The sequence below is a fragment of the Pseudomonas sp. NPDC007930 genome (genome assembly GCF_042958985.1).
GTDB lineage: Bacteria > Pseudomonadota > Gammaproteobacteria > Pseudomonadales > Pseudomonadaceae > Aquipseudomonas.
Genome location: NZ_JBIBKC010000003.1, coordinates 78923 through 100848 on the forward strand (window position 1 = coordinate 78923; position 21926 = coordinate 100848).

A 21926-nucleotide genomic window follows, 5' to 3' on the forward strand; every position below is an offset into this window, starting at 1 on the left:
TGATGATTGTTAGACAAATGCCACTATGGGTTGGTGACCTTGTCTTGCACCGCCAGCGAACGGCTGGCGTTGAGCACCAAACCATAGCTGAGTTTTTCGTAGGTGCGGAAAATCATCAGCAGCCCGGCGCGCTCGTCGGGGATCTTCACCTGCTCGCCGGTGATGCGGTCACGCACCGTCTCGCCGGTCTTGAAAATCGCCAGTACGTTGCCTTCCTGCAGGCCGTCGCGGCTGCCGCGGTCGAGGGTGACCACATCGTATTTGCCGATCTGGGTGACCCCACGCGGTACGTCGATGATGTTGCCGTGCACTTCGCGGGTGGGCGGGCTGGGGTAGAAGAACGAGTTGACCGGGCGCTCTTCGGTGCTGAACAGGCGGTCGCCCAGGCGCACTTCAACATTAGAGCTTTGCAATTCCAGCGTGGCGATGTCGCCCTCGGTGGCCACTACCTGGGCGCTGCCGATGTTGTCGGCGTTGATGCCCAGCACTTCCTTGGTGTCGGGGTCGGTGTAGGTTTTGCCCTGGCGGAAGATGCCGTACACGCTGTGCTCGGGGTCGAAGGCGCCGCGCGCGTAGATGCGGTCACCCTGGCCACTGAGCACCCGCTCCTGGTTGCCGGCGACGATGTACGGCGCGCCCTGGAACGAGTCGGTGCCTTCTACCACCCGGTTGGAGATCAGAAAGGCGTTGATCGCCCCCAGCGGAATGGTCGGGATCGCCTCGGCCACCGGGGTGGAGCGCGCATGCGGTGACAATTTGATCGTGCCGCGGCTCTGCCCGCGCTGCAGCGACAGCCGCGGCTCGCCGTTCTCGAAGCTCAGGTACAGGGTGTCGCCCGGGTAGATCAGGTCGGGGTTGGCGATCTGCGGGTTGGCGTGCCAGATGTGCGGCCACTCCCACGGCTTGCTGAGGAATTTGCCGGAAATGTCCCAGAGGGTGTCGCCCTGTACCACCGTATACCGCTGTGGATAACCGTCCCTGAGTTGTACCTGCGCCTGCGCCAGGCCGGCGCACGCCAGCAGCAACAGGGCGAGTAAAGATTTCCTCATGCCGTGAATCCCTTTATCATGTACGCATTCGTCAAACCCGCAGGCAGCGGGTTTTCCCTGAGCATAAATCGCTCAACAAGCGCCAGGCGATGCCGCTTGGGCCTGACATTACCCTAAAGTGCAGCACTTGAGCATATGGCTATTTTAAACATTCTCGAATTTCCGGATCCGCGTCTTCGCACCATCGCCAAGCCTGTGGCCGTGGTCGACGACGAAGTGCGCCAGCTGATCGACGACATGTTTGAAACCATGTACGAGGCGCCAGGCATCGGCCTGGCCGCTACCCAGGTCAATGTGCACAAGCGCATCGTGGTGATGGACCTCTCCGAAGATCGCAGCGAGCCGCTGGTGTTCATCAACCCGGAGTTCGAATCGCTGACCGACGCGCTCGACAAATACCAGGAAGGCTGCCTGTCGGTGCCTGGCTTCTACGAGAACGTCGAGCGCCCGCAAAAGGTCAAGGTCAAGGCGCTGGACCGCGACGGCGAGCCGTTCGAACTGATCGCCGAGGGCCTGCTGGCGGTGTGCGTGCAGCATGAGTGCGACCACCTCAACGGCAAGCTGTTCGTAGACTATCTGTCGATGCTCAAGCGCGACCGGATCAAGAAAAAGCTCGAAAAACAGCACCGCCAGCAAGCTTGACTGGCCGAAACACAAAGGCTTGCCGCGGCAAGCCTTTTTTATTTCAAGACTGATGGCCTGAACCCAATGCGCATCGTTTTTGCCGGTACCCCCGAATTCGCCGCCGAACACCTCAAGGCCCTGCTCGCCAGCGAGCATGAGGTGGTCGCCGTGTACACCCAGCCAGACCGCCCCGCCGGCCGTGGGCAAAAGCTCGCGCCAAGCCCGGTCAAGCAACTGGCGGCCGAGCACGGCATCGCGGTGTACCAGCCGGCCAGCCTGAAGCCGGCCGAGGCCCAAGAAGCCCTCGCCGCGCTGGCGCCCGACCTGATGGTGGTGGTCGCCTACGGGCTGATCCTGCCCCAGGCGGTGCTCGACATCCCGCGCCTGGGCTGCATCAACAGCCACGCCTCGCTGCTGCCGCGTTGGCGCGGCGCCGCGCCGATCCAGCGCGCGGTGGAAGCCGGCGATGCCGAAAGCGGTGTGACGGTGATGCGCATGGAGGCGGGCCTGGACACCGGGCCGATGCTGCTGAAGGTGACCACCGCCATCGAAGCCGGCGACACCGGCGGCAGCCTGCACGACCGCCTGGCGCAGATGGGCCCGCCGGCGGTGGTCGAGGCCATCGCCGGCCTGGCCGCCGGGACCCTGGCCGGGGACGTGCAAAACGATGCCCTGGCCACCTACGCGCACAAGCTCAACAAAGATGAAGCCCGCCTCGACTGGGCGCGCCCGGCCCATGAACTGGAGCGCCAGGTGCGCGCGTTGTTCCCTTGGCCGGTGTGCCACAGCACGCTCAATGGCGAGCCGCTGAAGGTGCTGGCCGCCACCCTGGGCGAAGGCAGCGGTACGCCGGGGCAGGTCCTCGCCGCCAGCAAGCAGGGCCTGACGGTCGCCTGCGGCGAAGGCGCGCTGAGCCTCACCCGCCTGCAACTGCCCGGGGGCAAGCCGCTGGCCTTCAGCGACCTGTTCAACAGCCGCCGCGAGCAGTTCGCGGTGGGCACGGTACTCGGCCAATGAACCCGCGCCTGGCTGCCGCAAAAGCCCTGGCCGCGGTGATCGCCGGCAAGGCCTCGCTGGGCGGCTCGCTGCCGGCCCAACTCGACAAGGTCGACCCGCGCGACCGCGGCCTGGCCCAGGACCTGGCCTTCGGCGCCGCGCGCTGGGAGCCAAGGCTTACCCTGCTGGCCGCCGCCTTGATGGAAAAACCCTTCAAGGCCCAGGACGCCGACCTGCAAGCGCTGCTGCTGGTAGGCCTGTACCAACTGCTGTACAGCCGGGTGCCGGCCCACGCCGCGATCGCCGAGACCGTCGGCTGCGCCGACAAACTGAAAAAACCCTGGGCCAAAGGGTTGCTCAACGCCGTGCTGCGCCGCGCCCAGCGCGAGGGCGGCGAGCTGCTGATCGGCATGGAGCGCGACCCGGTGGTCACCACCGCACACCCGCGCTGGCTGCAGAAGGCCCTGAAGGCCGCCTGGCCGGAGCATTGGCAGGCACTCTGCGAGGCCAACAACGGCCACGGCCCGATGACCCTGCGGGTGAACCGCCGCCATCAACGCCGCGACGCCTACCTGCGCGCGCTCAGCCAGGCAGGCATCGATGCCCGCCCGTGCGCCTTCAGTGAAGACGGCGTGACCCTCAGCGAGGCCTGCGACGTAGGCCAACTGCCAGGCTTCAGCGAAGGCTGGGCCAGCGTGCAGGACGAAGCCGCGCAGCTCGCGGCCGGGCTGCTTGAGCTCGCCCCCGGCCAACGGGTGCTCGACGCCTGCTGCGCCCCCGGCGGCAAAACCTGCCACCTGCTCGAGCGCGAGCCGGGTTTGGCCGAAGTGGTCGCGGTAGACCTCGAGCCGAAACGCCTGGAGCGGGTACAAAGCAACCTTGACCGGCTTGGCCTGAGCGCCCGCCTGCTGGCCGCCGACGCCCGTGACACCGCCGCCTGGTGGGACGGCACGCCGTTCCAGCGCATCCTGCTCGACGCGCCCTGCTCGGCCACCGGGGTGATCCGCCGCCACCCGGACATCAAGCTCACCCGCCAGCCCGATGACATCCCCGCGCTGGCCACGCTGCAGGGCGAAATGCTCGACGCCCTGTGGAAAACCCTCGAAGTGGGCGGCGTGCTGGTGTACGCCACCTGCTCGCTGATGCCGGCGGAAAACGCCGACACCGTCGCCGCCTTCCTGGCCCGCACCCCCGGCGCCCGCGAACTCGACCTGCCGATCGCCGCCGGCGAGCCCCAGGCCCACGGCCGCCAGCTGTTCCCCCAGGCCGGCGGGCATGACGGCTTCTACTACGCCAAACTGATCAAGATCGCCGCAGGCCGCCCATGAAGATCATCATCCTCGGTGCCGGCCAGGTGGGCGGCACGCTGGCCGAATACCTGGCCAGCGAAGCCAACGACATCACCGTGGTCGACACCGACGGCGACCGCCTGCGCAGCCTGGGTGACCGCCTCGACATCCGCACGGTGTGTGGCCGTGGCTCGTTCCCGACGATCCTGCGCCAGGCCGGCGCCGAGGATGCCGACATGCTGGTGGCGGTGACCAGCAGCGACGAAACCAACATGGTCGCCTGCCAGGTGGCCTACACGCTGTTCCACACCCCGACCAAGATCGCCCGGGTGCGCGAGGCGGCCTACCTGACCCGCGCCGGGCTGTTCGACAACGACGCGATCCCGGTCGACGTGCTGATCAGCCCCGAACAGGTGGTGACCAACTACATCAAGCGGCTGATCGAGCAACCTGGCGCCCTGCAGGTGATCGACTTCGCCGGCGGCAAGGCCCAACTGGTGGCGGTCAAGGCCTACTACGGCGGCCCACTGGTGGGCCAGCAACTGCGGCAGATCCGCGAGCACATGCCCAACGTCGACACCCGCGTGGCGGCGATCTTCCGCCGCGACCGGCCGATCATGCCGCGCGGCGACACGGTGATCGAGGCCGACGACGAGGTGTTCTTCATTGCCGCGAAAAACGACATTCGCGCGGTGATGGCTGAGCTGCGTGGGGTAGACGAGCGCAACAAGCGGGTGGTGATCGCCGGCGGCGGCCATATCGGCGAACGCCTGGCCGAGGCCATCGAAAGCCGCTACCAGGTGAAGATCATCGAGATGAACCCGGCGCGTTGCCGGCAGTTGTCCGAAACCCTCGACAGCACCGTGGTACTGCAAGGCAGCGCCTCGGACCGCGACCTGCTGCTAGAGGAAAACATCGCCCAGGCGGATATTTTCCTGGCACTGACCAACGATGACGAAGCCAACATCATGTCGTCGCTGCTGGCCAAGCGCCTGGGCGCGCGCAAGGTGATGACCATCATCAACAACCCGGCGTACGTCGACCTGATCCAAGGCGGCGAAATCGACATCGCCATCAGCCCGCAGCTGGCCACCATTGGTACCTTGCTGGCCCACGTGCGCCGTGGCGACATCGTCAGTGTGCACTCGCTGCGCCGCGGCGCCGCCGAGGCCATCGAGGCGATCGCCCATGGCGACACCCATTCGAGCAAGGTGGTCGGCCGCGCCATTGGCCAGATCAACCTGCCGTCGGGCACCACCATCGGCGCGATCATCCGCGAAGATGAAGTGATGATCGCCCACGACAACACGGTGATCGCCAGTGGCGACCATGTGATCCTGTTCGTTGTGGATAAAAAGTACATTCGCGATGTGGAAAAACTCTTCCACGTGGGGCTGTCGTTTTTTTAATCCACCCGGCTGGCCCTTCGCCCGGCGAAGCCGGCCTCCCACCAGATGTGTAGTGTCCCGGAAATCAAGGACCACACCAATCTGGTGGGAGGCCGGCTGTGCCGGGCGATGGGCCTTACACAAGAGAGGCACGGATGATCGAGTCACTGGAAAAAATGCTCGCCAAGGGTGTGGATAACTCGCTGCTGCGCTTTGGCCTGGGCAAGGCTTACCTGGACGAGAAGCAGAACGCCATTGCCGCTACTCACTTGGCCCGTTGCGTCGAGTTTGACCCAAAGTACTCCGCGGCCTGGAAGCTACTGGGCAAGGCGCTCAAGGCCGAGGGCGACACCGCGGGCGCGCGGGCTGCATGGGAGCAGGGCATCGCCGCGGCGCAGGCCCATGGGGATAAACAGGCCGAGAAAGAGATGGCTGTTTTTGTGAAGAAGTTGAACGTTTGAAGCGGCAAGCGGCAAGCACGCTTGTAGCTGGCCGCTTGCGCCCTGGCGCTGGCCTCAATACCAGCGCGCTTCACCCTCGGGGCGCTTCTTGAAGCGCTTCATGCTCCACATGTACTGGTCTGGGTAGGCGCGCACGTAGCGTTCCACCACTTGGCTCATCGCCGCCACGGCGGTTTCGGTGTCGGTGCTGTACATCGCTTCCGGCGCGGCCTCGATGATCACCTTGAACCCCGAGCCGTCCGGCAGGCGCAAGGCATGCAGGAACACGCCCATGGCCTTGCCGCCGGCGAGCATGTTCGGCACGAACTTGCTGGTCAACGCGCGGGTACCGAGGAACGGCACGAACAGGCCCGCGGATTCCGCGGGTTCAGGGTCTGCCGGGATGCCCACCTGGCCGCCCTTGCGCACTTCCTTGATCACGCTGAGGATGCCTTCCTTGGTGCTCGGCGCCACCCGGTTGCCCAGTTGCACACGCTGCTTGCGCAGTAGTTCGTCTACCGCCTTCTGCTTGGGCGGGCGGTAGAAGATGATCGGGTTGCACTGGTGGCAATAGAAGTGGTTCAGCACTTCCCAATTGCCCAGGTGGCTGGTGATACCCACCACGCCCTTGCCGGTGGCCAGGGCCTGCTGCAGCACCTCGAGGCCTTCGACCTCCTTGACCAGCGCCAGCGAGCGCTCGGCCGGCCAGATCCACGCGCAGGCGCTTTCGGTGAACGAGCGGCCGATGCCTTGCAGGCTTTTACCGACCAAACGTTCGCGGGCGGCGGGGGCCAGCTCCGGGAAGCACTTGGCCAGGTTGATCCGCACCACCTCGCGCGAACGGTTGGGCAGCTTCCACATCAACCAGCCGATGCCGGCGCCTACCGCCTGCACGGCGCTCCAGGGCAGCAATGCGAAGGTTTTCAACGCCCCGACCAGCAAGGCGCCTTTGAAGTTTTCCACAGGGTGATCCTTAGGCGTTGTCTCAGCCGGTCATTCTACCCCAGCGAGCGCTGGGTACCGGTCGCAATCGGTGGTGTGGTCCATCACCATGCCACTGGCCTGCATGAAGGCATAGCAAATGGTGGGCCCTACAAACGTGAAGCCGGCCTTTTTCAGCGCCTTGCTCATGGCCTTGGCTTCGGTGGTTTCCGCCGGCACGCTGGCGCGATCAGGGTGGTGGTTGACGATCGGCTGGCCGCCGGTAAACGACCATAAAAACCCGGCTGGGTCCTCGAGGCGCAGCCAGGCCTGGGCGTTCTGCCGCGCGCCCTTGAGCTTGAGCAGGTTGCGGATGATGCCTGGGTCTTGCATGCGCGCTTCGATGTCTTCGTCGCTCATGCGCGCCAGCCGCGCCGGGTCGAAGCCGAACATCACCTGGCGGTAACGCTCGCGTTTGCGCAGTACGGTGATCCACGACAGCCCCGCCTGGAACCCTTCGAGCAAAAGCAACTCGAACAGCGCGCCCGGGTCCCGCAGCGGCACGCCCCACTCTTGATCATGGTAAGCCTGGTAAAGAGGGTCGTCTGAACACCAAAAGCAGCGCGGCATAGGATTCCGGGGGTGGTGGGGGGCGGCCCGATTCGCGGTATACTCCCGCTCTTTACATGTGCAGCCCAAGATACAGGTGAATTCGTGACCCAGCCTACGCCAGCCGTGCGTACCTTCCAAGACTTGATTCTGGCCCTGCAGCAGTACTGGGCCGAGCAAGGTTGTGTGGTGCTTCAGCCCTACGATATGGAAGTAGGCGCGGGTACCTTTCACACCGCGACCTTCCTGCGGGCCGTGGGCCCGGAAACCTGGAACGCCGCCTACGTGCAGCCCAGCCGCCGCCCCGGCGACGGCCGCTATGGCGAAAACCCCAACCGCCTGCAGCACTACTACCAGTTCCAGGTGGTCCTCAAGCCGAACCCGGAGAACTTCCAGGAGCTCTACCTCGGCTCGCTCAAGCGCATCGGCCTCGACCCCGAAGTGCATGACATCCGTTTCGTCGAAGACAACTGGGAGTCGCCAACCCTCGGCGCCTGGGGCCTGGGCTGGGAAATCTGGCTCAACGGCATGGAGGTGACCCAGTTCACCTACTTCCAGCAAGTCGGCGGCATCGAGTGCTACCCGGTCACCGGTGAAATCACCTACGGCCTGGAGCGCCTGGCCATGTACCTGCAGGGCGTCGACTCGGTCTACGACCTGATCTGGACCGACGGCCCGTTCGGCACCGTGACCTACGGCGACGTGTTCCACCAGAACGAGGTGGAGCAGTCCACCTACAACTTCGAACACGCCAACGTCGACAAACTGTTCGAGCTGTTCGATTTCTACGAGAGCGAAGCCAACCGGCTGATCGAGCTGCAACTGCCGCTGCCCACCTACGAGATGGTGCTCAAGGCGTCGCACACCTTCAACCTGCTCGATGCCCGCCGGGCGATCTCCGTCACCGAGCGCCAGCGTTACATCCTGCGCGTGCGCACGCTGGCCCGCGCCGTGGCGCAAAGCTACCTGCAGGCCCGGGCACGCCTGGGCTTCCCGATGGCAACCCCTGAACTACGCGATGAAGTGTTGGCTAAGCTGGAGGCGGCGCAATGAGTGCTCAAGATTTCCTGGTTGAACTGGGCACCGAAGAACTGCCACCGAAGGCGCTGCTGGCGCTGGGCGAAGCGTTCCTGGCCGGTATCGAAAAGGGCCTGAACGCCGCCGGCCTGAACTACACCGGCAAGCACTTCTACGCCGCCCCGCGGCGCCTGGCGGTGCTGATCCAGGGCCTCGACACCCAACAGGCCGACCGCTCGATCAACCTCGACGGGCCGCCGATCCAGGCCGCCTTCGACGCCGACGGCAACCCGACCCAGGCCGCGCTGGGCTTCGCCCGCAAATGCGGTGTAGAGCTGGCCGAGATCGACCGCAGTGGCGCCAAGCTGCGCTACAGCCAGAGCATCGCCGGCAAGCCGACCACCAGCCTGCTGCCGACCATCGTCGAAGATTCGCTCAACGACCTGCCGATCCCCAAGCGCATGCGCTGGGGCGCGCGCAAGGAAGAATTCGTTCGCCCCACCCAGTGGCTGGTGATGCTGTTCGGCGACGACGTGGTCGACTGCACCCTGCTGGCCCAGCGCGCCGGCCGCGAATCCCGCGGCCACCGCTTCCACCACCCGGAAGCGGTACGCATCCAGTCGCCGGCCAGCTACCGCGAAGACCTGCGCCTGGCCTACGTGCTGGCCGACTTCGACGAGCGCCGCGCGCTGATCGCCAAGCGCGTCGATGAGCTCGCGCTGCAGCAGGAAGGCACCGCCATCGTGCCGCCGAGCCTGCTCGATGAAGTCTCCGCGCTGGTCGAGTGGCCGGTGCCGCTGGTGTGCTCGTTCGAGGAACGCTTCCTCGAAGTGCCGCAAGAAGCGCTGATCACCACCATGCAAGACAACCAGAAGTACTTCTGCCTGCTCGACGCCGAAGGCAAGCTGCTGCCGCGCTTCATCACCGTGGCCAACGTGCAGAGCAAAGACCCGAAGCAGATCGTGCAGGGCAACGAGAAGGTGGTGCGCCCACGCCTGACCGACGCCGAATTCTTCTTCAACCAGGATAAGAAGCAGCCACTGGAAACCTTCAACGAGCGCCTGCGCAACGTGGTATTCCAGGCCCAACTGGGCACGGTGTACGACAAAGCCGTGCGCGTGTCGCAACTGGCCGCCTTCATCGCCCCGCGCATCCAGGGCGACGCCGCCCGCGCGGCGCGCGCCGGGCTGTTGTCCAAATGCGACCTGGCCACCGAGATGGTCGGCGAGTTCCCGGAGATGCAAGGCATCGCCGGCTACTACTACGCCCAGCACGACGGTGAGCCCGAAGACGTCGCCAAGGCGCTGAACGAGCAGTACATGCCCCGTGGTGCCGGCGCCGAGCTGCCCGAAACCCTGACCGGCGCGGCGGTGGCCATCGCCGACAAGCTCGACACCCTGGTCGGCATTTTCGGCATCGGCATGCTGCCCACCGGCAGCAAAGACCCATACGCCTTGCGCCGCGCGGCACTAGGCGTGCTGCGCATCCTGATCGAGAAACAGCTCGACCTGAACCTCAACGAGGCGGTGGAACAGGCCATCGCGCTGTACGCCGAGCGCGTGCAAAAGGCCGCCCTGGCCGACCAGGTGCTGGAGTTCATCTTCGACCGCCTGCGCGCGCGCTACGAAGACGAAGGCGTCGACGTAGCCTGCTACCTGGCGGTGCGCGCGCTCAAGCCGGGCTCGGCGCTGGACTTCGACCAACGCGTGCAGGCCGTGCAGGCCTTCCGCAAGCTGCCCGAGGCCGAAGCACTGGCCGCGGTGAACAAGCGGGTGTCGAACCTGCTGAGCAAGGCCGACGGTGGCGTGGCCGCCAGCGTCGAGCCGAAGTACTTCGACAACGCCAACGAGTTCTCGCTGTACTCGGCGATCCAGCAGGCCGACCAGGCCGTGCAGCCGATGTTCAAGGCGCGCCAGTACAACGACGCGCTGGCCCGCCTGGCGGCGCTGCGCGAGCCGGTGGATGCGTTCTTCGAGGCGGTGATGGTGAACGCCGACGACGCCAACGTGCGCGCCAACCGCTACGCGCTGCTGGCGCGCCTGCGGGGGCTGTTCCTCGGCGTGGCCGACATCTCGGTGTTGGGCTAAGCCGTGAAGCTGCTGATCCTCGACCGCGATGGGGTGATCAACCACGACTCCGACGCCTACATTAAGGCGCTGGAGGAGTGGCTGCCGATCGAGGGTTCGGTCCGCGCCATCGCCGACTTGAGCAAGGCCGGCTGGGTGGTGGCGGTGGCCACCAACCAGTCGGGCATCGCCAGGGGCTATTATTCCCTGGGCACCCTCGAGGCCATGCACCGCCGCCTGCGCGAGCTGGTGGCGGCCGAAGGCGGCGAAGTGGGCATGATCACCTACTGCCCGCACGGCCCGGATGCTGGCTGCGAATGCCGCAAACCCCTCCCGGGGATGCTGCGGGCCATCGCAGAGCACTACGGCGTAGGGCTCGAAGGCGTGTGGTTCGTGGGCGACAGCGCCAGCGACCTGCAGGCCGCGCGCGCCTGTGGCGCCCAGCCTGTGCTGGTGAAAACCGGCAAGGGCGAAAAAACGGCAAGCCAGGGCATCGGCAGCGATACTCTGGTTTTTGATGACCTGGCAGCTGTGGCCAGGGCGTTGGTTAACACGTAACAAGGCGGGAAGCCCGCCGTGGACCCTACAACCATGTCGAAACTGTCGGCCGTTCGTGTCGCCTTGTTCTATTTCCTGCTCGCCACCAGCGCGTTCCTCTGGTGCTCGCTGAGCTTTCTGGTCGCGCCGTTCATGAAGTTCCCGCAGCGCTACCGGTTCATCAATGGCCACTGGTGCCGCTTCGCCCTGTGGCTGGCCAAGGCCGTGCTCGGGCTGAAGGTCCGGGTGACCGGCGAGCACAACGTGCCGGCGCAGCCGTGCGTGATCGTCTCGAACCACCAGAGCACCTGGGAAACCTTCTTCCTCTCGGCGTACTTCCAGCCGATGAGCCAGGTACTGAAAAAAGAGCTGCTGTACGTGCCGTTCTTTGGTTGGGCCATGGCCATGCTGCGGCCGATCGCGATTGACCGCAGCAACCCGAAAGACGCCCTCAAGCGGGTGGCCAGCGAAGGCGACCTGCTGCTCAAGGATGGCGTGTGGGTGCTGATTTTCCCGGAGGGCACCCGGGTGCCGGTTGGGCAGATCGGCAAATTCACCCGCAGCGGCGCGGCGCTGGCCGCCAACGCCGGGCTGCCGGTGCTGCCGATCGCGCACAACGCCGGCAAGTTCTGGCCACGGGAAGGCTGGGGCAAGTATTCGGGCACCATCGAAGTGGTCATCGGTGAACCGATGTACGCCGCGGGCACCGGCCCGCGGGATGTGGCCAACCTCAATGATCAGGTATTCGCCTGGAACGAAGCCGCGCAACGCGGCTTGGGTTCACTGCCCGAGGTCCCTGCCGCGCATCCGGCGTGATTGTGGATAACTTGTGGGCAACAGCTCGAATAACTTTTTTGATAAGCAGCTAACTCTCTGAATTAGCTGCTTATTTTTTTAACGCATAACTGTGGGTTGTATTTGCAGGTTAGGTCTTGGTGATGTCTACGTGCCGGGTTTCCTTGAGGCACGTCAGGCTCATCACCACGCTCACCGCCGTCACGATGATCGGGTACCACAGCCCGTAGAAAATATCCCCGGTGTACACCACCAGCGCGAACGAGATGGTCGGCAGCAGGCCACCGAACCAGCCGTTACCGATGTGGTACGGCAGCGACATCGAGGTGTAGCGGATGCGCGTGGGGAACAGCTCGACCATCACCGCCGCCAACGGGCCGTAGCACATGGTGGCGATCAAGATCAGCGCGAACACCACCGCCACCACCATCGGCTGGTTCACCAGCGCTGGGTCCGCCTTGGCCGGGTAGCCGGCGGCGTTGATGGCCGTGGTCATGGCGGCGGGGTCTACGCCTTCGATGCGGGTATCACCGATGGTCACCACCACGTTGCTGCCGGCTTCGGCCTTCTGGCTCTCGTAGGGCAGGCCGGCCTTCACCAGGAAGGTCTTGACCTTATCGCAGGGGCTGTCAAAGCGCGCCTTGCCCACCGGGTCGAACTGGAAGGTGCAGGTGGCAGGGTCGGCGATCACGGTGATCGGCGCGCGGCTGCTGGCCTGGTCGATGGCCGGGTTGGCGTAATGGCTCAGCGCCTTGAACAGCGGGAAGTAGAACACCGTGGCCAGCACCAACCCGGCCACCAGGATCGGCTTGCGGCCGATGCGGTCAGACAACCAACCCATGATCACGAAGAACGGCGCGCCGAGGATCACCGCCACGATCAACAAGCTGTTGGCTTGGGCTGGGTCCATTTTCAGGATTTGCGTGAGGAAGAACAGCACGTAGAACTGCGCGGTGTAAAAGGTCACCGCCTGGCCGGCGTTGATGCTGAACAGCGCGATCAGCACGATCTTCAGGTTTTGCCAGTTGCCGAACGACTCGCGGATCGGCGCCTTGCTGGCCTTGCCCTCAGACTTCATTTTCAGGAACGCCGGGGATTCATGCAGGCTCATGCGAATCCAGGTCGAGATGCCCAGCAGCAGGATCGACAGCAGGAACGGCAGGCGCCAGCCCCACACCTCGAACTGGTCCCCGGTGAAGTACCGGCAGGCCAGCACCACGATCAGCGACAGCAGCAGGCCGAGGGTAGCGGTGGACTGAATCCAGCCGGTGTAGTGGCCGCGCTTGTTGGCCGGCGCGTGCTCGGCCACGTAGGTGGCGGCGCCGCCGTATTCACCGCCCAGGGCCAGGCCCTGGAGCATCCGCAGGCAGATGAGGATCACCGGTGCGGCAATGCCAATGCTGGCGTAGGTGGGCAGCAGCCCCACGGCGAAGGTGGAAATACCCATCAGCACGATGGTCACCAGGAAGGTGTACTTGCGCCCGATCATGTCGCCCAGCCGGCCGAACACCAGCGCGCCGAACGGCCGCACCAGAAAGCCCGCGGCAAAGGCCATCAGCGCAAAGATGAACGCCGTGGTGTCGTTCACCCCGGCGAAGAACTGCTTGCTGATCACCGCGGCCAGCGCACCGTAGAGAAAAAAGTCGTACCACTCGAAAACGGTACCCAGGGATGAGGCGAAGATGATCTTGCGTTCTTCCCGGCGGGCATCGCCCAGGGAAGCATGGGGGTGGTGCTGGATGTAGTCCGACATGGGTGAAATCCTCGGCCCGGTGGGCACAGTGATTATTCTTGTTGTCCACTGTCAGCCCCGCGCTACCGCACCCTGCGGGGCCCTGTTGATGGCGTCAGGTCGCTGTGGCGGCCACCTCCCGCGGTTGCTCGGTGCTGCGTTCGATAGGTGCCTGGCGGGCCTGCAGGATCATCTGCGCGGCTTTCTCGCCAATCATCAGCGTAGGCGAACAGGTATTGCCCGAGGTGATCTGCGGCATGATCGACGCATCCGCCACGCGCAAGCCCTCTACACCGTGCACGCGCAGTTGGGCGTCGACCACCGCGCTGGCGTCGCTGCCCATGCGGCAGGTGCCGACCGGGTGGAAAATCGTCGTGCCGATGGCGCCGGCGGCTTCCTTGAGTTGTTCGTCGGTTTCAAGCTGCGGCCCGGGCAGGTATTCCACCGGCGCGTAGCGGGCCAGGGCCGGGGCCTGGACGATGCGGCGGGTCATGCGGATGGCCTGGGCGGCAACGGTGAGGTCTTCGGGGTGGCTCAGGTAGTTGGGGTCGATACGCGGCGCGTCGGCCGCCGAGGCGGATTGAATCTGCACACTGCCGCGGCTCATTGGCCGCAGGTTGCACACCGAGGCGGTAAAGGCCGGGAAGCGGTGCAGTGGCTCGCCAAAGCGCTCCAGCGACAACGGCTGCACGTGGTACTGCAGGTTGGCGCTGGGCTGCTCCGGGCTGGACTTCACAAACGCGCCCAGTTGGCTGGGGGCCATCGCCAGCGGGCCGCTGCGGTCGTACAGATAGCGCAGGCCCATGCCCACCTTGCCCAACAGGCTGTTGGCCACCTGGTTGAGGGTCTTGGCCTTGGTGACCTGGTAGATCAACCGCAACTGCAGGTGGTCCTGCAGGTTGCCGCCCACCTCGGGCATGTCGCGGCGCACCGGGATGCCAAGGCGCTCGAGCAACGCCCTGGGGCCCAGCCCGGAGCGCTGCAGGATGCTCGGCGAGCCCACCGCGCCGGCGCACAGCACCACCTCGTGGCGCGCATGGAAGGTACGCCGCGCGCCCAGCCAGTCGGCTTCCAGGCCAACCACGCGGTTCTGCTCGAAGCACAGGCGGTCGACCGCGACCTTGGTCAGCACGGTGAGGTTGGGGCGTTTGAGGATCGGCCGCAAGAAGGCTTTGGAAGCGTTCCAGCGCACACCGCTGCGCTGGTTCACCTGAAAGTATCCACAGCCTTGGTTGTCGCCGGTGTTGAAGTCATCGACCGTGGCAATCCCGCTTTGCTCGGCGGCGTCACGGAAGGCATCGAGGATCGGCCAGTGATAGCGCTGTTGCTCGACCCGCCATTCGCCTTGGGCGCCGTGCACGGCGCTGTCGCCACCGAAGTGGTGTTCGCTCTGGCGGAACAGCGGCAGCACATCGTTCCATGCCCAACCCGGGTTGCCCTGGGCGGCCCAGCCATCGTAGTCGCGGGCCTGGCCACGCATGTAGATCATGCCGTTGATCGACGAGCAGCCACCGAGCACCTTGCCGCGCGGGTAGTTGAGCTGGCGGCCGTTCAGGCCTGGCTGTTGTTCGGTTTTGAAGCACCAGTCGGTGCGCGGGTTACCGATGCAGTACAGGTAGCCCACGGGGATGTGAATCCAGGCGTAGTTGTCTTCGCCGCCGGCTTCGAGCAGCAGTACGCGGGTGGCAGGGTCGGCCGATAACCGGTTGGCAAGCAGCGAGCCCGCGGGCCCGGCGCCGACGATGATGTAGTCATAGGTGTCGCTGGCAGGTGGCATGAACGTCCCTCGCCGCATTTATTGTTGTTGTTCGCCATTCATGTTCATTGATAGAAACCGATTTGCCTACGATAGTTTTTGCCCACTACGTGTGCGATTTTGCACACCCCTGTACGGCTGCCATGGAGAGCTGGGCGATGTTCGACTGGAACGACCTGCGTTTTTTTCTCGAGCTGCAACGCAGCGGCCGGCTGCTCACCGCTGCACAGCGCCTGGGCACCACCCACACCACGGTGGCGCGGCATATCGAAAGCATCGAGCGTGAACTCGGCACCACCTTGTTCGTGCAGCATGCCCAGGGTTACGAACTCACCCCGGCTGGGCATGCGCTGGTCAAGCACGCCGAGGCCATGGAAAACGCCGCCCTGCTGGCCCAGGAGGCGGTGACGCAGAACATCACCCCGCTGGGCAAGGTACGCCTGGGCGTGACCGAGGGCCTCGGCGTGGCGTTCTTGACCCAACGCATGGGGCTGCTGCTGGCGCGCTGCCCGGGGCTGGAGATCGAGCTGGTGGCGGTGCCGCGGTTCGTCAGCATCCTCAACCGTGAGGTAGAGATCAGCATCCAGCTGGAGCGCCCCCAGGCAGACCTGCTGATCAGCCGCAAACTCACCGACTACCGCCTGGCGCTGTACGCCAGCCCGGCCTACCTGGAACAGGCGGCGCCGCTGAACAGCCGTGAAGACCTCAACCAGCATGCCTGGATCGGCTACGTGGATGACCTGCTGTTCAGCCAGGAGCTGCTGTTTCTCGACGGTTTTTGCCGCTCGCCCAACGTGGTGTACCGCAGCACCAGCGTGATGGCCCAACAAATTGCCGCCCGCGCCGGGCTGGGCATCGCCGTGCTGCCCATCTACATGGCCCGCCACGATCCCGCCCTGCGCCGCCTGCTGCCGTCGGAAACCATCCAGCGCAGCTACTGGATCAGCTGCCGCCGGGAGCTGCAGCGCTCGGTGCGGCTGCGGGTGGTGTGGGACTTCCTGCTAGAGCTGTGCAACGAAGGGCAGGGCGAGCTGATGGCGCCCTGACGGCCCTTACAGCGGCAGCAGGGTGCTCGACAACACCTGGCGCAGGCCGATGAATGAACGGATCTGCCGCACCCCCGGCAGGTACAGCAGCTGTTCGGCGTGCAGGCGGTTGAAGCTTTGGTTGTCGCGCGTGCGCACCAGCATGAAGTAGTCGAACTCGCCGGTGATCACATGCAGCTCCATACACCCGGACACCCGCCGCGCAGCGGCCTCGAAGGCCGAGAAGGAATCCGGCGTGGAGCGGTCGAGCACCACGCCGATCAGCACCACCATACCCACGTCGAGCAATTCGGGGTCGAGCAACGCCACGGTGCCACGGATGTACCCCGCCTGGCGCAGCCGCTCGACCCGCCGCAGGCAGGCCGGCGGGCTGAGGTTCACGTGCTCGGCCAAGGCCACGTTGGCCAGCGACGCATCGTGTTGAAGCCGCTTGAGAATGGCCCGATCGGTGCGGTCCAGGGTGAGCTTACTGGTCGCCGTAGCGCTTTCTTTTATTTCGTTCATGGCGCCTTTTACCTAATAAACCGCCGATTGTTCGGTTCTGTTCGGCTTATGGTTTCTTCAAATGCCTTAAGTTTGCAACCACAAAAAACTGCCGAATTCATAAGCTATCCACAGGCCAATTCACCTGTGGAGCGTAACGATGAACCTCAAAAAGTACCCCCGCTACCCCCTGACGTTCGGGCCGAGCCCCATTACCCCGCTCAAGCGCCTGAGCGAAGCCCTTGGCGGCGAGGTGGAGCTGTACGCCAAGCGTGAGGACTGCAACAGCGGCCTGGCCTTCGGCGGCAATAAAACCCGCAAGCTGGAATACCTGATCCCCGAGGCACTGGCGCAGGGCGCCGATACGCTCGTGTCGATCGGCGGCGTGCAGTCGAACCAGACCCGCCAGGTGGCCGCAGTGGCCGCGCACCTGGGGATGAAATGCGTGCTGGTGCAGGAACACTGGGTGAACTATGCCGACGCGGTGTACGACCGGGTCGGCAACATCGAGCTGTCGCGGATCATGGGCGCTGACGTGCGGCTGGACGCTGCCGGCTTCGACATTGGCATCCGGCCTAGCTGGGAGCAGGCCATGGCCGACGTAAAAGCTGCCGGCGGCAAGCCCTTCCCGATCCCCGCGGGGTGCTCCGAGCACCCCTACGGCGGCCTGGGCTTCGTCGGCTTTGCCGAGGAAGTGCGGGCGCAGGAGGCCGAACTGGGCTTCACCTTCGATTACATCGTGGTGTGCTCGGTCACTGGCAGTACCCAAGCGGGCATGGTGGTGGGCTTTGCGGCAGACGGCCGGCAGCGCCGGGTGATCGGTATCGACGCCTCGGCCAAACCGGAAAAAACCCACGCGCAGATTTTGCGTATCGCCCGCCACACCGCTGAGCTGGTAGACCTGGGTACAACGATTGAAGCCGGAGACGTCGTGCTCGACACCCGCTATGCCGCCCCGGAGTACGGGTTGCCCAACGAAGGCACCTTGGAGGCCATACGCCTGTGCGCGCGTACTGAAGGTGTACTGACTGACCCGGTTTATGAAGGTAAGTCGATGCACGGGATGATCGACATGGTGCGCCGTGGAGAATTCCCCAAAGGCTCTCGTGTGCTCTATGCACATTTGGGCGGGGCCCCAGCACTCAGCGCTTATAGCTATATTTTCCGCAATGGCTGAGGGCGCCTGAGCGCTGTTTTTCGCAGGTTTTGGCAATCTGTTCCAGAGCCTGACCCTAAAATGGGACGTGGTACGTACCACGTCCTATTTTTATTGCCAAACAGTAGCTGGCTGCTGGTCAAAATATCGCCAGAATGCACTGTTCTGGTGTGACGCCGCGGGTGCGACGCCCAGCGCCAACGCTCTGCAAGGGTTGTGGATTACCAATCGCACGCGGGCGCCGGTGCGCTGTAACGCCCTGTAAGCCTCTACACGGCATTTCAAGGGCGCGGGGGCGCCCTGGTACTGGAAAACAGCGTAGAATCGCTCTTAAACAACTATAGGCCACTCTGGCGGCAGTACCATGACTACACAAAGCCAAAGGCGTGCCAGTTCACGGAGCACCTATGCGAAAACTGGACCGCACTGACATCGGCATTCTCAACGCCCTGCAGGACAACGCGCGGATCACCAACGCCGAGCTGGCGCGGTCGGTCAACCTGTCGCCCACCCCCTGCTTCAACCGGGTCAAAGCGATGGAAGAGCTCGGCCTGATCCGCCAACAGGTCACGCTGCTCGCACCAGAAATGCTCGGGTTGCACGTGAACGTATTCATTCACGTCAGCCTGGAAAAACAGGTAGAAGACGCCATCGCACGCTTCGAACAAGCGATCGCCCAGCGTGACGAGGTCATGGAGTGCTACTTGATGAGCGGCGACGCGGATTTTCTCATTCGCGTACTGGTGCCAGACATCCAGGCCCTGGAGCGCTTCATCATGGACCACCTGACGCGCTTCCCAGGCGTGGCCAACATTCGCTCGAGCTTTGCGCTCAAGCAGGTGCGCTATAAAACCGCGTTGCCGTTGCCGGCCAACGGCCTCAATGTGCCGGGCTAGGGGCTGCAGCCGCCCCTAGGGTTTGCGGTGTGGCCTAGAGGAAGACTTTAGCGCTCAAATACATCCCCAGCGCAAACACCACATGCCCCGCCACATTCAGCCAACGCGCCTGTGCCGGGTTAGCCGCCCGCGAGCAGGCGATACCTACACCCATCCCCGGCTGCAGAATGAACCAGCCAGCGCCCACCGTGACCAAACCCACCACCAAGGCCGGGAAGAAACGCGGCGCGTGGGCCCAATGGGTGCCCCACAGCAGCAACAGGGCCATGGCGAACACAATGCCGACCACGTAATGCATCACCCAACCGATCCTGAGTTCGTTATCCACAGGTGGAGACTGGCTAATCCCGCGGGTGTGCACGAACACGCCCCGGCGCATGCCAGCGAACCAGCGGCCCACCAAGTGCCACGGCGGCAGCGGCAAGCCCCGGGTGCGGTGCAGCACCAGGTTCCACACATCGAGCAGGGCGGTGCCACCGGCACCGATCACAATTGCGCTGAACAGGAAGTCGAACACGTGTTGCCCTCATGGCGTTTGTTGTAGGGCTACCAGCCCTGTGGGAGGCCTCGGTGCCGGGCGAAGGGCCAGTAGCCCCTCCATCATTGCCAAACCCAGCAGGGCAGGGCAACGCTTTTTATGCACAGCCTAAAAATGAAAAACCCCGGCGGATAAGGCCGGGGTTTTGGTTGCAGCGTGCCTGAATCAGAAGTCCAGGTTAGACACCGCCAAGGCGTTGCTTTCGATGAAGTCACGGCGCGGTTCGACCGCGTCGCCCATCAGCGTGTTGAAGATTTGATCCGCGGCGATCGCGTCTTCGATGGTGACCTTCAGCATGCGGCGGGTGTTCGGGTCCATGGTGGTTTCCCACAGTTGGTCCGGGTTCATCTCGCCCAGCCCTTTGTAGCGCTGGATGCTGTGGCGTTTGGTGCTCTCGGTCATCAGCCAGTCTAGGGCTTCCTTGAACTCTGTCACCGGCTTTTTACGCTCGCCACGTTGTACGTAGGCACCTTCGTCCAGCAGGCTCGCCAACTGCGCGCCCAGCGCAGTAACGGTTTTGTAGTCGTTGCTGGAGAAGAAATCGCGGTTGAAGGTGACGTAGCTCGACAGCCCGTGAGAGGTGGTTTCCACCTCAGGCAGCCAGATGTTGCGCTCGCGGTCTTCACGCAGGGTGGCCTTGTACACCAGGCCGGATTTCTCCGCGCGCGCCAGGCGGGCGGTGAATTTTTCCAGCCACTGGTTCATGTAGGCCTGGTCGCCCAACTGCTCGACGGCAACCGCCGGCAGGTACACGAAGTGCTCGGTGATTTCCTGTGGGTACAGGCGGGACACACGCTTGAGGGTCTTCATCACCGTGCGGAAGTCATTCACCAACCGCTCCAACTGCTCGCCACCGATGCCGGGTGCGGACTCGTTCAGGTGCAGGCTGGCGTCTTCCAGGGCCGACTGCGTCATGTAGTCTTCCATGGCGTCGTCGTCTTTGATGTACTGCTCTTGCTTACCCTTTTTCACCTTGTACAGCGGTGGCTGGGCGATATACACATAGCCACGCTCGACCAGCTCTGGCAACTGGCGGAAGAAGAACGTCAGCAGCAGGGTACGGATGTGCGAGCCGTCAACGTCAGCATCGGTCATGATGATGATGTTGTGATAACGCAGCTTGTCGATGTTGTACTCTTCGCGGCCAATACCGCAGCCCAGGGCGGTAATCAACGTGCCCACTTCCTGGGACGAGATCATCTTGTCGAAGCGTGCTTTCTCGACGTTGAGGATCTTGCCCTTCAGCGGCAGGATCGCCTGGGTTTTACGGTTACGGCCTTGCTTGGCCGAACCACCGGCGGAGTCACCCTCCACCAGGTACAGTTCGGAGAGGGCAGGGTCCTTCTCTTGGCAGTCCGCCAGTTTGCCCGGCAGGCCGGCGATGTCCAGCGCGCCTTTGCGGCGGGTCATCTCACGGGCTTTACGGGCGGCTTCACGGGCACGGGCGGCGTCGATCATCTTGCCGACCACGGCCTTGGCTTCGTTCGGGTTTTCCAGCAAGAAGTCCGAGAAGTACTTGCCCATCTCTTGCTCGACCGCGGTTTTCACCTCAGACGACACCAGCTTGTCTTTGGTCTGCGAGCTGAATTTAGGGTCTGGCACCTTCACCGAAATGATCGCGGTCAGGCCTTCCCGGGCGTCGTCACCGGTGGTCGCGACCTTGTTCTTCTTGGCCAGGCCTTCCTGCTCGATGTAGTTGTTCAAGTTGCGGGTCAGTGCCGAGCGGAAGCCCACCAGGTGAGTACCGCCATCGCGCTGAGGGATGTTGTTGGTGAAGCACAGCAGGTTCTCGTTGAAGCCGTCGTTCCACTGCAGTGCAATCTCGACACCCACGCCATCGTCACGTTGAACGTTGAAGTGGAAAACCTGCTGGTTCACTGAGGTCTTGTTGGTGTTGAGGTATTCCACGAACGCACGCAGGCCACCCTCGTAGCGGAATTCTTCTTCCTTACCCGAGCGCTCGTCTTTCAGCACGATGCCCACACCGGAGTTCAGGAACGACAGTTCGCGAATACGCTTGGCGAGGATGTCCCAGCTGAAGTGGATGTTCTTGAAGGTCTCGGCAGACGGCTTGAAGTGGATCTCGGTACCCGTGGTTTCGCTTTCCCCCACGGCCTGGATCGGCGTTTGCGGCACGCCGTGCACGTAGTGCTGTTCCCAGATCTTTCCGGCGCGGCGAACGGTCAGCCGCAGCGATTCCGACAAGGCGTTAACCACGGATACGCCCACACCGTGCAAGCCACCCGAAACCTTGTAGGAGTTGTCGTCGAACTTACCGCCGGCGTGCAGCACGGTCATGATGACCTCCGCCGCCGAAACGCCTTCTTCTTTATGGATGTCGACAGGGATGCCGCGGCCGTTGTCGCGGACCGAGATCGATTCGTCGGTGTGGATGATTACCGTGATCTCGTCGCAGTGCCCTGCCAACGCTTCGTCAATGGAGTTATCCACCACTTCGAACACCATGTGGTGCAACCCGGTGCCGTCATCGGTATCGCCGATGTACATGCCCGGGCGTTTACGCACGGCATCAAGGCCCTTGAGTACTTTAATACTCGAGGAATCGTACGTTTGGTTTTCGCTCATGC

20 protein-coding genes are annotated in these 21926 nt (G+C 64.0%); 12 read left to right on the forward strand and 8 right to left on the reverse strand.

The window, feature by feature from the left end; translation table 11 throughout:
• Positions 1-23: 23 nt before the first annotated feature.
• The gene (locus tag ACFZCE_RS07800) at positions 24-1049 is read right to left on the reverse strand and encodes a LysM peptidoglycan-binding domain-containing protein (RefSeq protein WP_390937680.1); all 1026 of its coding nucleotides are present in this window, start codon (positions 1047-1049) and stop codon (positions 24-26) included.
• A 135-nt stretch (positions 1050-1184) separates the two neighbouring features.
• On the opposite strand from ACFZCE_RS07800, the gene def reads away from it, so the two are divergent.
• The 5 genes from def to ACFZCE_RS07825 all read left to right on the forward strand — a co-directional run bounded on the left by def (position 1185) and on the right by ACFZCE_RS07825 (position 5807).
• Complete coding sequence (gene def, locus ACFZCE_RS07805) at positions 1185-1691, forward strand: peptide deformylase (RefSeq protein ID WP_390937682.1); 507 nt, start codon at positions 1185-1187, stop codon at positions 1689-1691.
• Positions 1692-1757: 66 nt separating this feature from the next.
• A complete protein-coding gene (gene fmt / locus ACFZCE_RS07810; RefSeq protein ID WP_390937684.1) occupies positions 1758-2690 on the forward strand; it encodes a methionyl-tRNA formyltransferase in 933 nt (310 codons plus the stop codon).
• Entirely contained in the window at positions 2687-3997 is a 1311-nt protein-coding gene (gene rsmB / locus ACFZCE_RS07815) for a 16S rRNA (cytosine(967)-C(5))-methyltransferase RsmB (RefSeq protein WP_390937686.1), read from the forward strand. Before fmt ends, rsmB begins: the two co-directional genes overlap by 4 nt.
• Positions 3994-5367, forward strand: a complete 1374-nt coding sequence (trkA, locus tag ACFZCE_RS07820) for a Trk system potassium transporter TrkA (RefSeq protein WP_390937688.1) — start codon at positions 3994-3996, stop codon at positions 5365-5367. Before rsmB ends, trkA begins: the two co-directional genes overlap by 4 nt.
• A 134-nt stretch (positions 5368-5501) precedes the next feature.
• Positions 5502-5807: a hypothetical protein gene (locus ACFZCE_RS07825; RefSeq protein ID WP_390937690.1), complete on the forward strand. Its 306-nt coding sequence runs from the start codon at positions 5502-5504 to the stop codon at positions 5805-5807.
• Positions 5808-5861: 54 nt separating this feature from the next.
• Here the strand turns inward: ACFZCE_RS07825 and ACFZCE_RS07830 are convergent, their stop codons facing one another.
• Positions 5862-6749: a lysophospholipid acyltransferase gene (locus tag ACFZCE_RS07830; protein WP_390937691.1), complete on the reverse strand. Its 888-nt coding sequence runs from the start codon at positions 6747-6749 to the stop codon at positions 5862-5864.
• Positions 6750-6779: 30 nt separating this feature from the next.
• A complete protein-coding gene (locus ACFZCE_RS07835) occupies positions 6780-7337 on the reverse strand; it encodes a DNA-3-methyladenine glycosylase I (RefSeq protein WP_390937693.1) in 558 nt (185 codons plus the stop codon).
• 84 nt (positions 7338-7421) lie between these two features.
• Here ACFZCE_RS07835 and glyQ point away from each other — a divergent pair, with 84 nt between their 5' ends.
• From glyQ to ACFZCE_RS07855, 4 genes are read left to right on the forward strand one after another with little or no spacing between them, the layout of a single operon-like run.
• Entirely contained in the window at positions 7422-8369 is a 948-nt protein-coding gene (gene glyQ / locus ACFZCE_RS07840; RefSeq protein WP_390937695.1) for a glycine--tRNA ligase subunit alpha, read from the forward strand.
• A complete protein-coding gene (gene glyS, locus ACFZCE_RS07845) occupies positions 8366-10420 on the forward strand; it encodes a glycine--tRNA ligase subunit beta (protein ID WP_390937697.1) in 2055 nt (684 codons plus the stop codon). Before glyQ ends, glyS begins: the two co-directional genes overlap by 4 nt.
• Positions 10421-10423: 3 nt before the next feature.
• Positions 10424-10957, forward strand: coding sequence for a D-glycero-beta-D-manno-heptose 1,7-bisphosphate 7-phosphatase (gene gmhB, locus ACFZCE_RS07850; protein ID WP_390937699.1), 534 nt, complete (start codon positions 10424-10426; stop codon positions 10955-10957).
• A gap of 33 nt (positions 10958-10990) precedes the next feature.
• Positions 10991-11752 (forward strand): 1-acyl-sn-glycerol-3-phosphate acyltransferase, encoded by a 762-nt coding sequence (locus ACFZCE_RS07855; protein WP_390937701.1) that lies wholly within the window; start codon positions 10991-10993, stop codon positions 11750-11752.
• A gap of 109 nt (positions 11753-11861) precedes the next feature.
• Here ACFZCE_RS07855 and ACFZCE_RS07860 read toward each other — a convergent pair whose 3' ends face one another.
• Positions 11862-13484 (reverse strand): MFS transporter, encoded by a 1623-nt coding sequence (locus ACFZCE_RS07860; protein ID WP_390937703.1) that lies wholly within the window; start codon positions 13482-13484, stop codon positions 11862-11864.
• Between the two features lie 94 nt (positions 13485-13578).
• A complete protein-coding gene (locus ACFZCE_RS07865) occupies positions 13579-15240 on the reverse strand; it encodes a GMC family oxidoreductase N-terminal domain-containing protein (protein ID WP_390937705.1) in 1662 nt (553 codons plus the stop codon).
• Positions 15241-15377: 137 nt separating this feature from the next.
• On the opposite strand from ACFZCE_RS07865, the gene ACFZCE_RS07870 reads away from it, so the two are divergent.
• On the forward strand, positions 15378-16265 hold the full coding sequence (locus tag ACFZCE_RS07870) for a LysR substrate-binding domain-containing protein (RefSeq protein WP_390937707.1): 888 nt from the start codon (positions 15378-15380) through the stop codon (positions 16263-16265).
• 6 nt (positions 16266-16271) lie between these two features.
• Here the strand turns inward: ACFZCE_RS07870 and ACFZCE_RS07875 are convergent, their stop codons facing one another.
• Positions 16272-16769 carry a winged helix-turn-helix transcriptional regulator gene (locus tag ACFZCE_RS07875; RefSeq protein ID WP_390937709.1) on the reverse strand — a complete coding sequence of 166 codons (498 nt, stop codon included), beginning with the start codon at positions 16767-16769 and terminating at the stop codon, positions 16272-16274.
• A 139-nt stretch (positions 16770-16908) separates the two neighbouring features.
• On the opposite strand from ACFZCE_RS07875, the gene ACFZCE_RS07880 reads away from it, so the two are divergent.
• Together ACFZCE_RS07880 and bkdR are read left to right on the forward strand one after the other, a co-directional pair.
• On the forward strand, positions 16909-17925 hold the full coding sequence (locus tag ACFZCE_RS07880) for a 1-aminocyclopropane-1-carboxylate deaminase (RefSeq protein ID WP_390937711.1): 1017 nt from the start codon (positions 16909-16911) through the stop codon (positions 17923-17925).
• A 386-nt stretch (positions 17926-18311) separates the two neighbouring features.
• On the forward strand, positions 18312-18800 hold the full coding sequence (gene bkdR / locus ACFZCE_RS07885) for a Bkd operon transcriptional regulator BkdR (protein WP_390937713.1): 489 nt from the start codon (positions 18312-18314) through the stop codon (positions 18798-18800).
• A 34-nt stretch (positions 18801-18834) separates the two neighbouring features.
• Here the strand turns inward: bkdR and ACFZCE_RS07890 are convergent, their stop codons facing one another.
• Both ACFZCE_RS07890 and gyrB read right to left on the reverse strand, forming a co-directional pair.
• On the reverse strand, positions 18835-19317 hold the full coding sequence (locus tag ACFZCE_RS07890) for a DUF2938 family protein (RefSeq protein WP_390937715.1): 483 nt from the start codon (positions 19315-19317) through the stop codon (positions 18835-18837).
• A 186-nt stretch (positions 19318-19503) separates the two neighbouring features.
• On the reverse strand, positions 19504-21924 hold the full coding sequence (gyrB, locus tag ACFZCE_RS07895) for a DNA topoisomerase (ATP-hydrolyzing) subunit B (RefSeq protein WP_390937717.1): 2421 nt from the start codon (positions 21922-21924) through the stop codon (positions 19504-19506).
• Positions 21925-21926 lie beyond the last annotated feature (2 nt).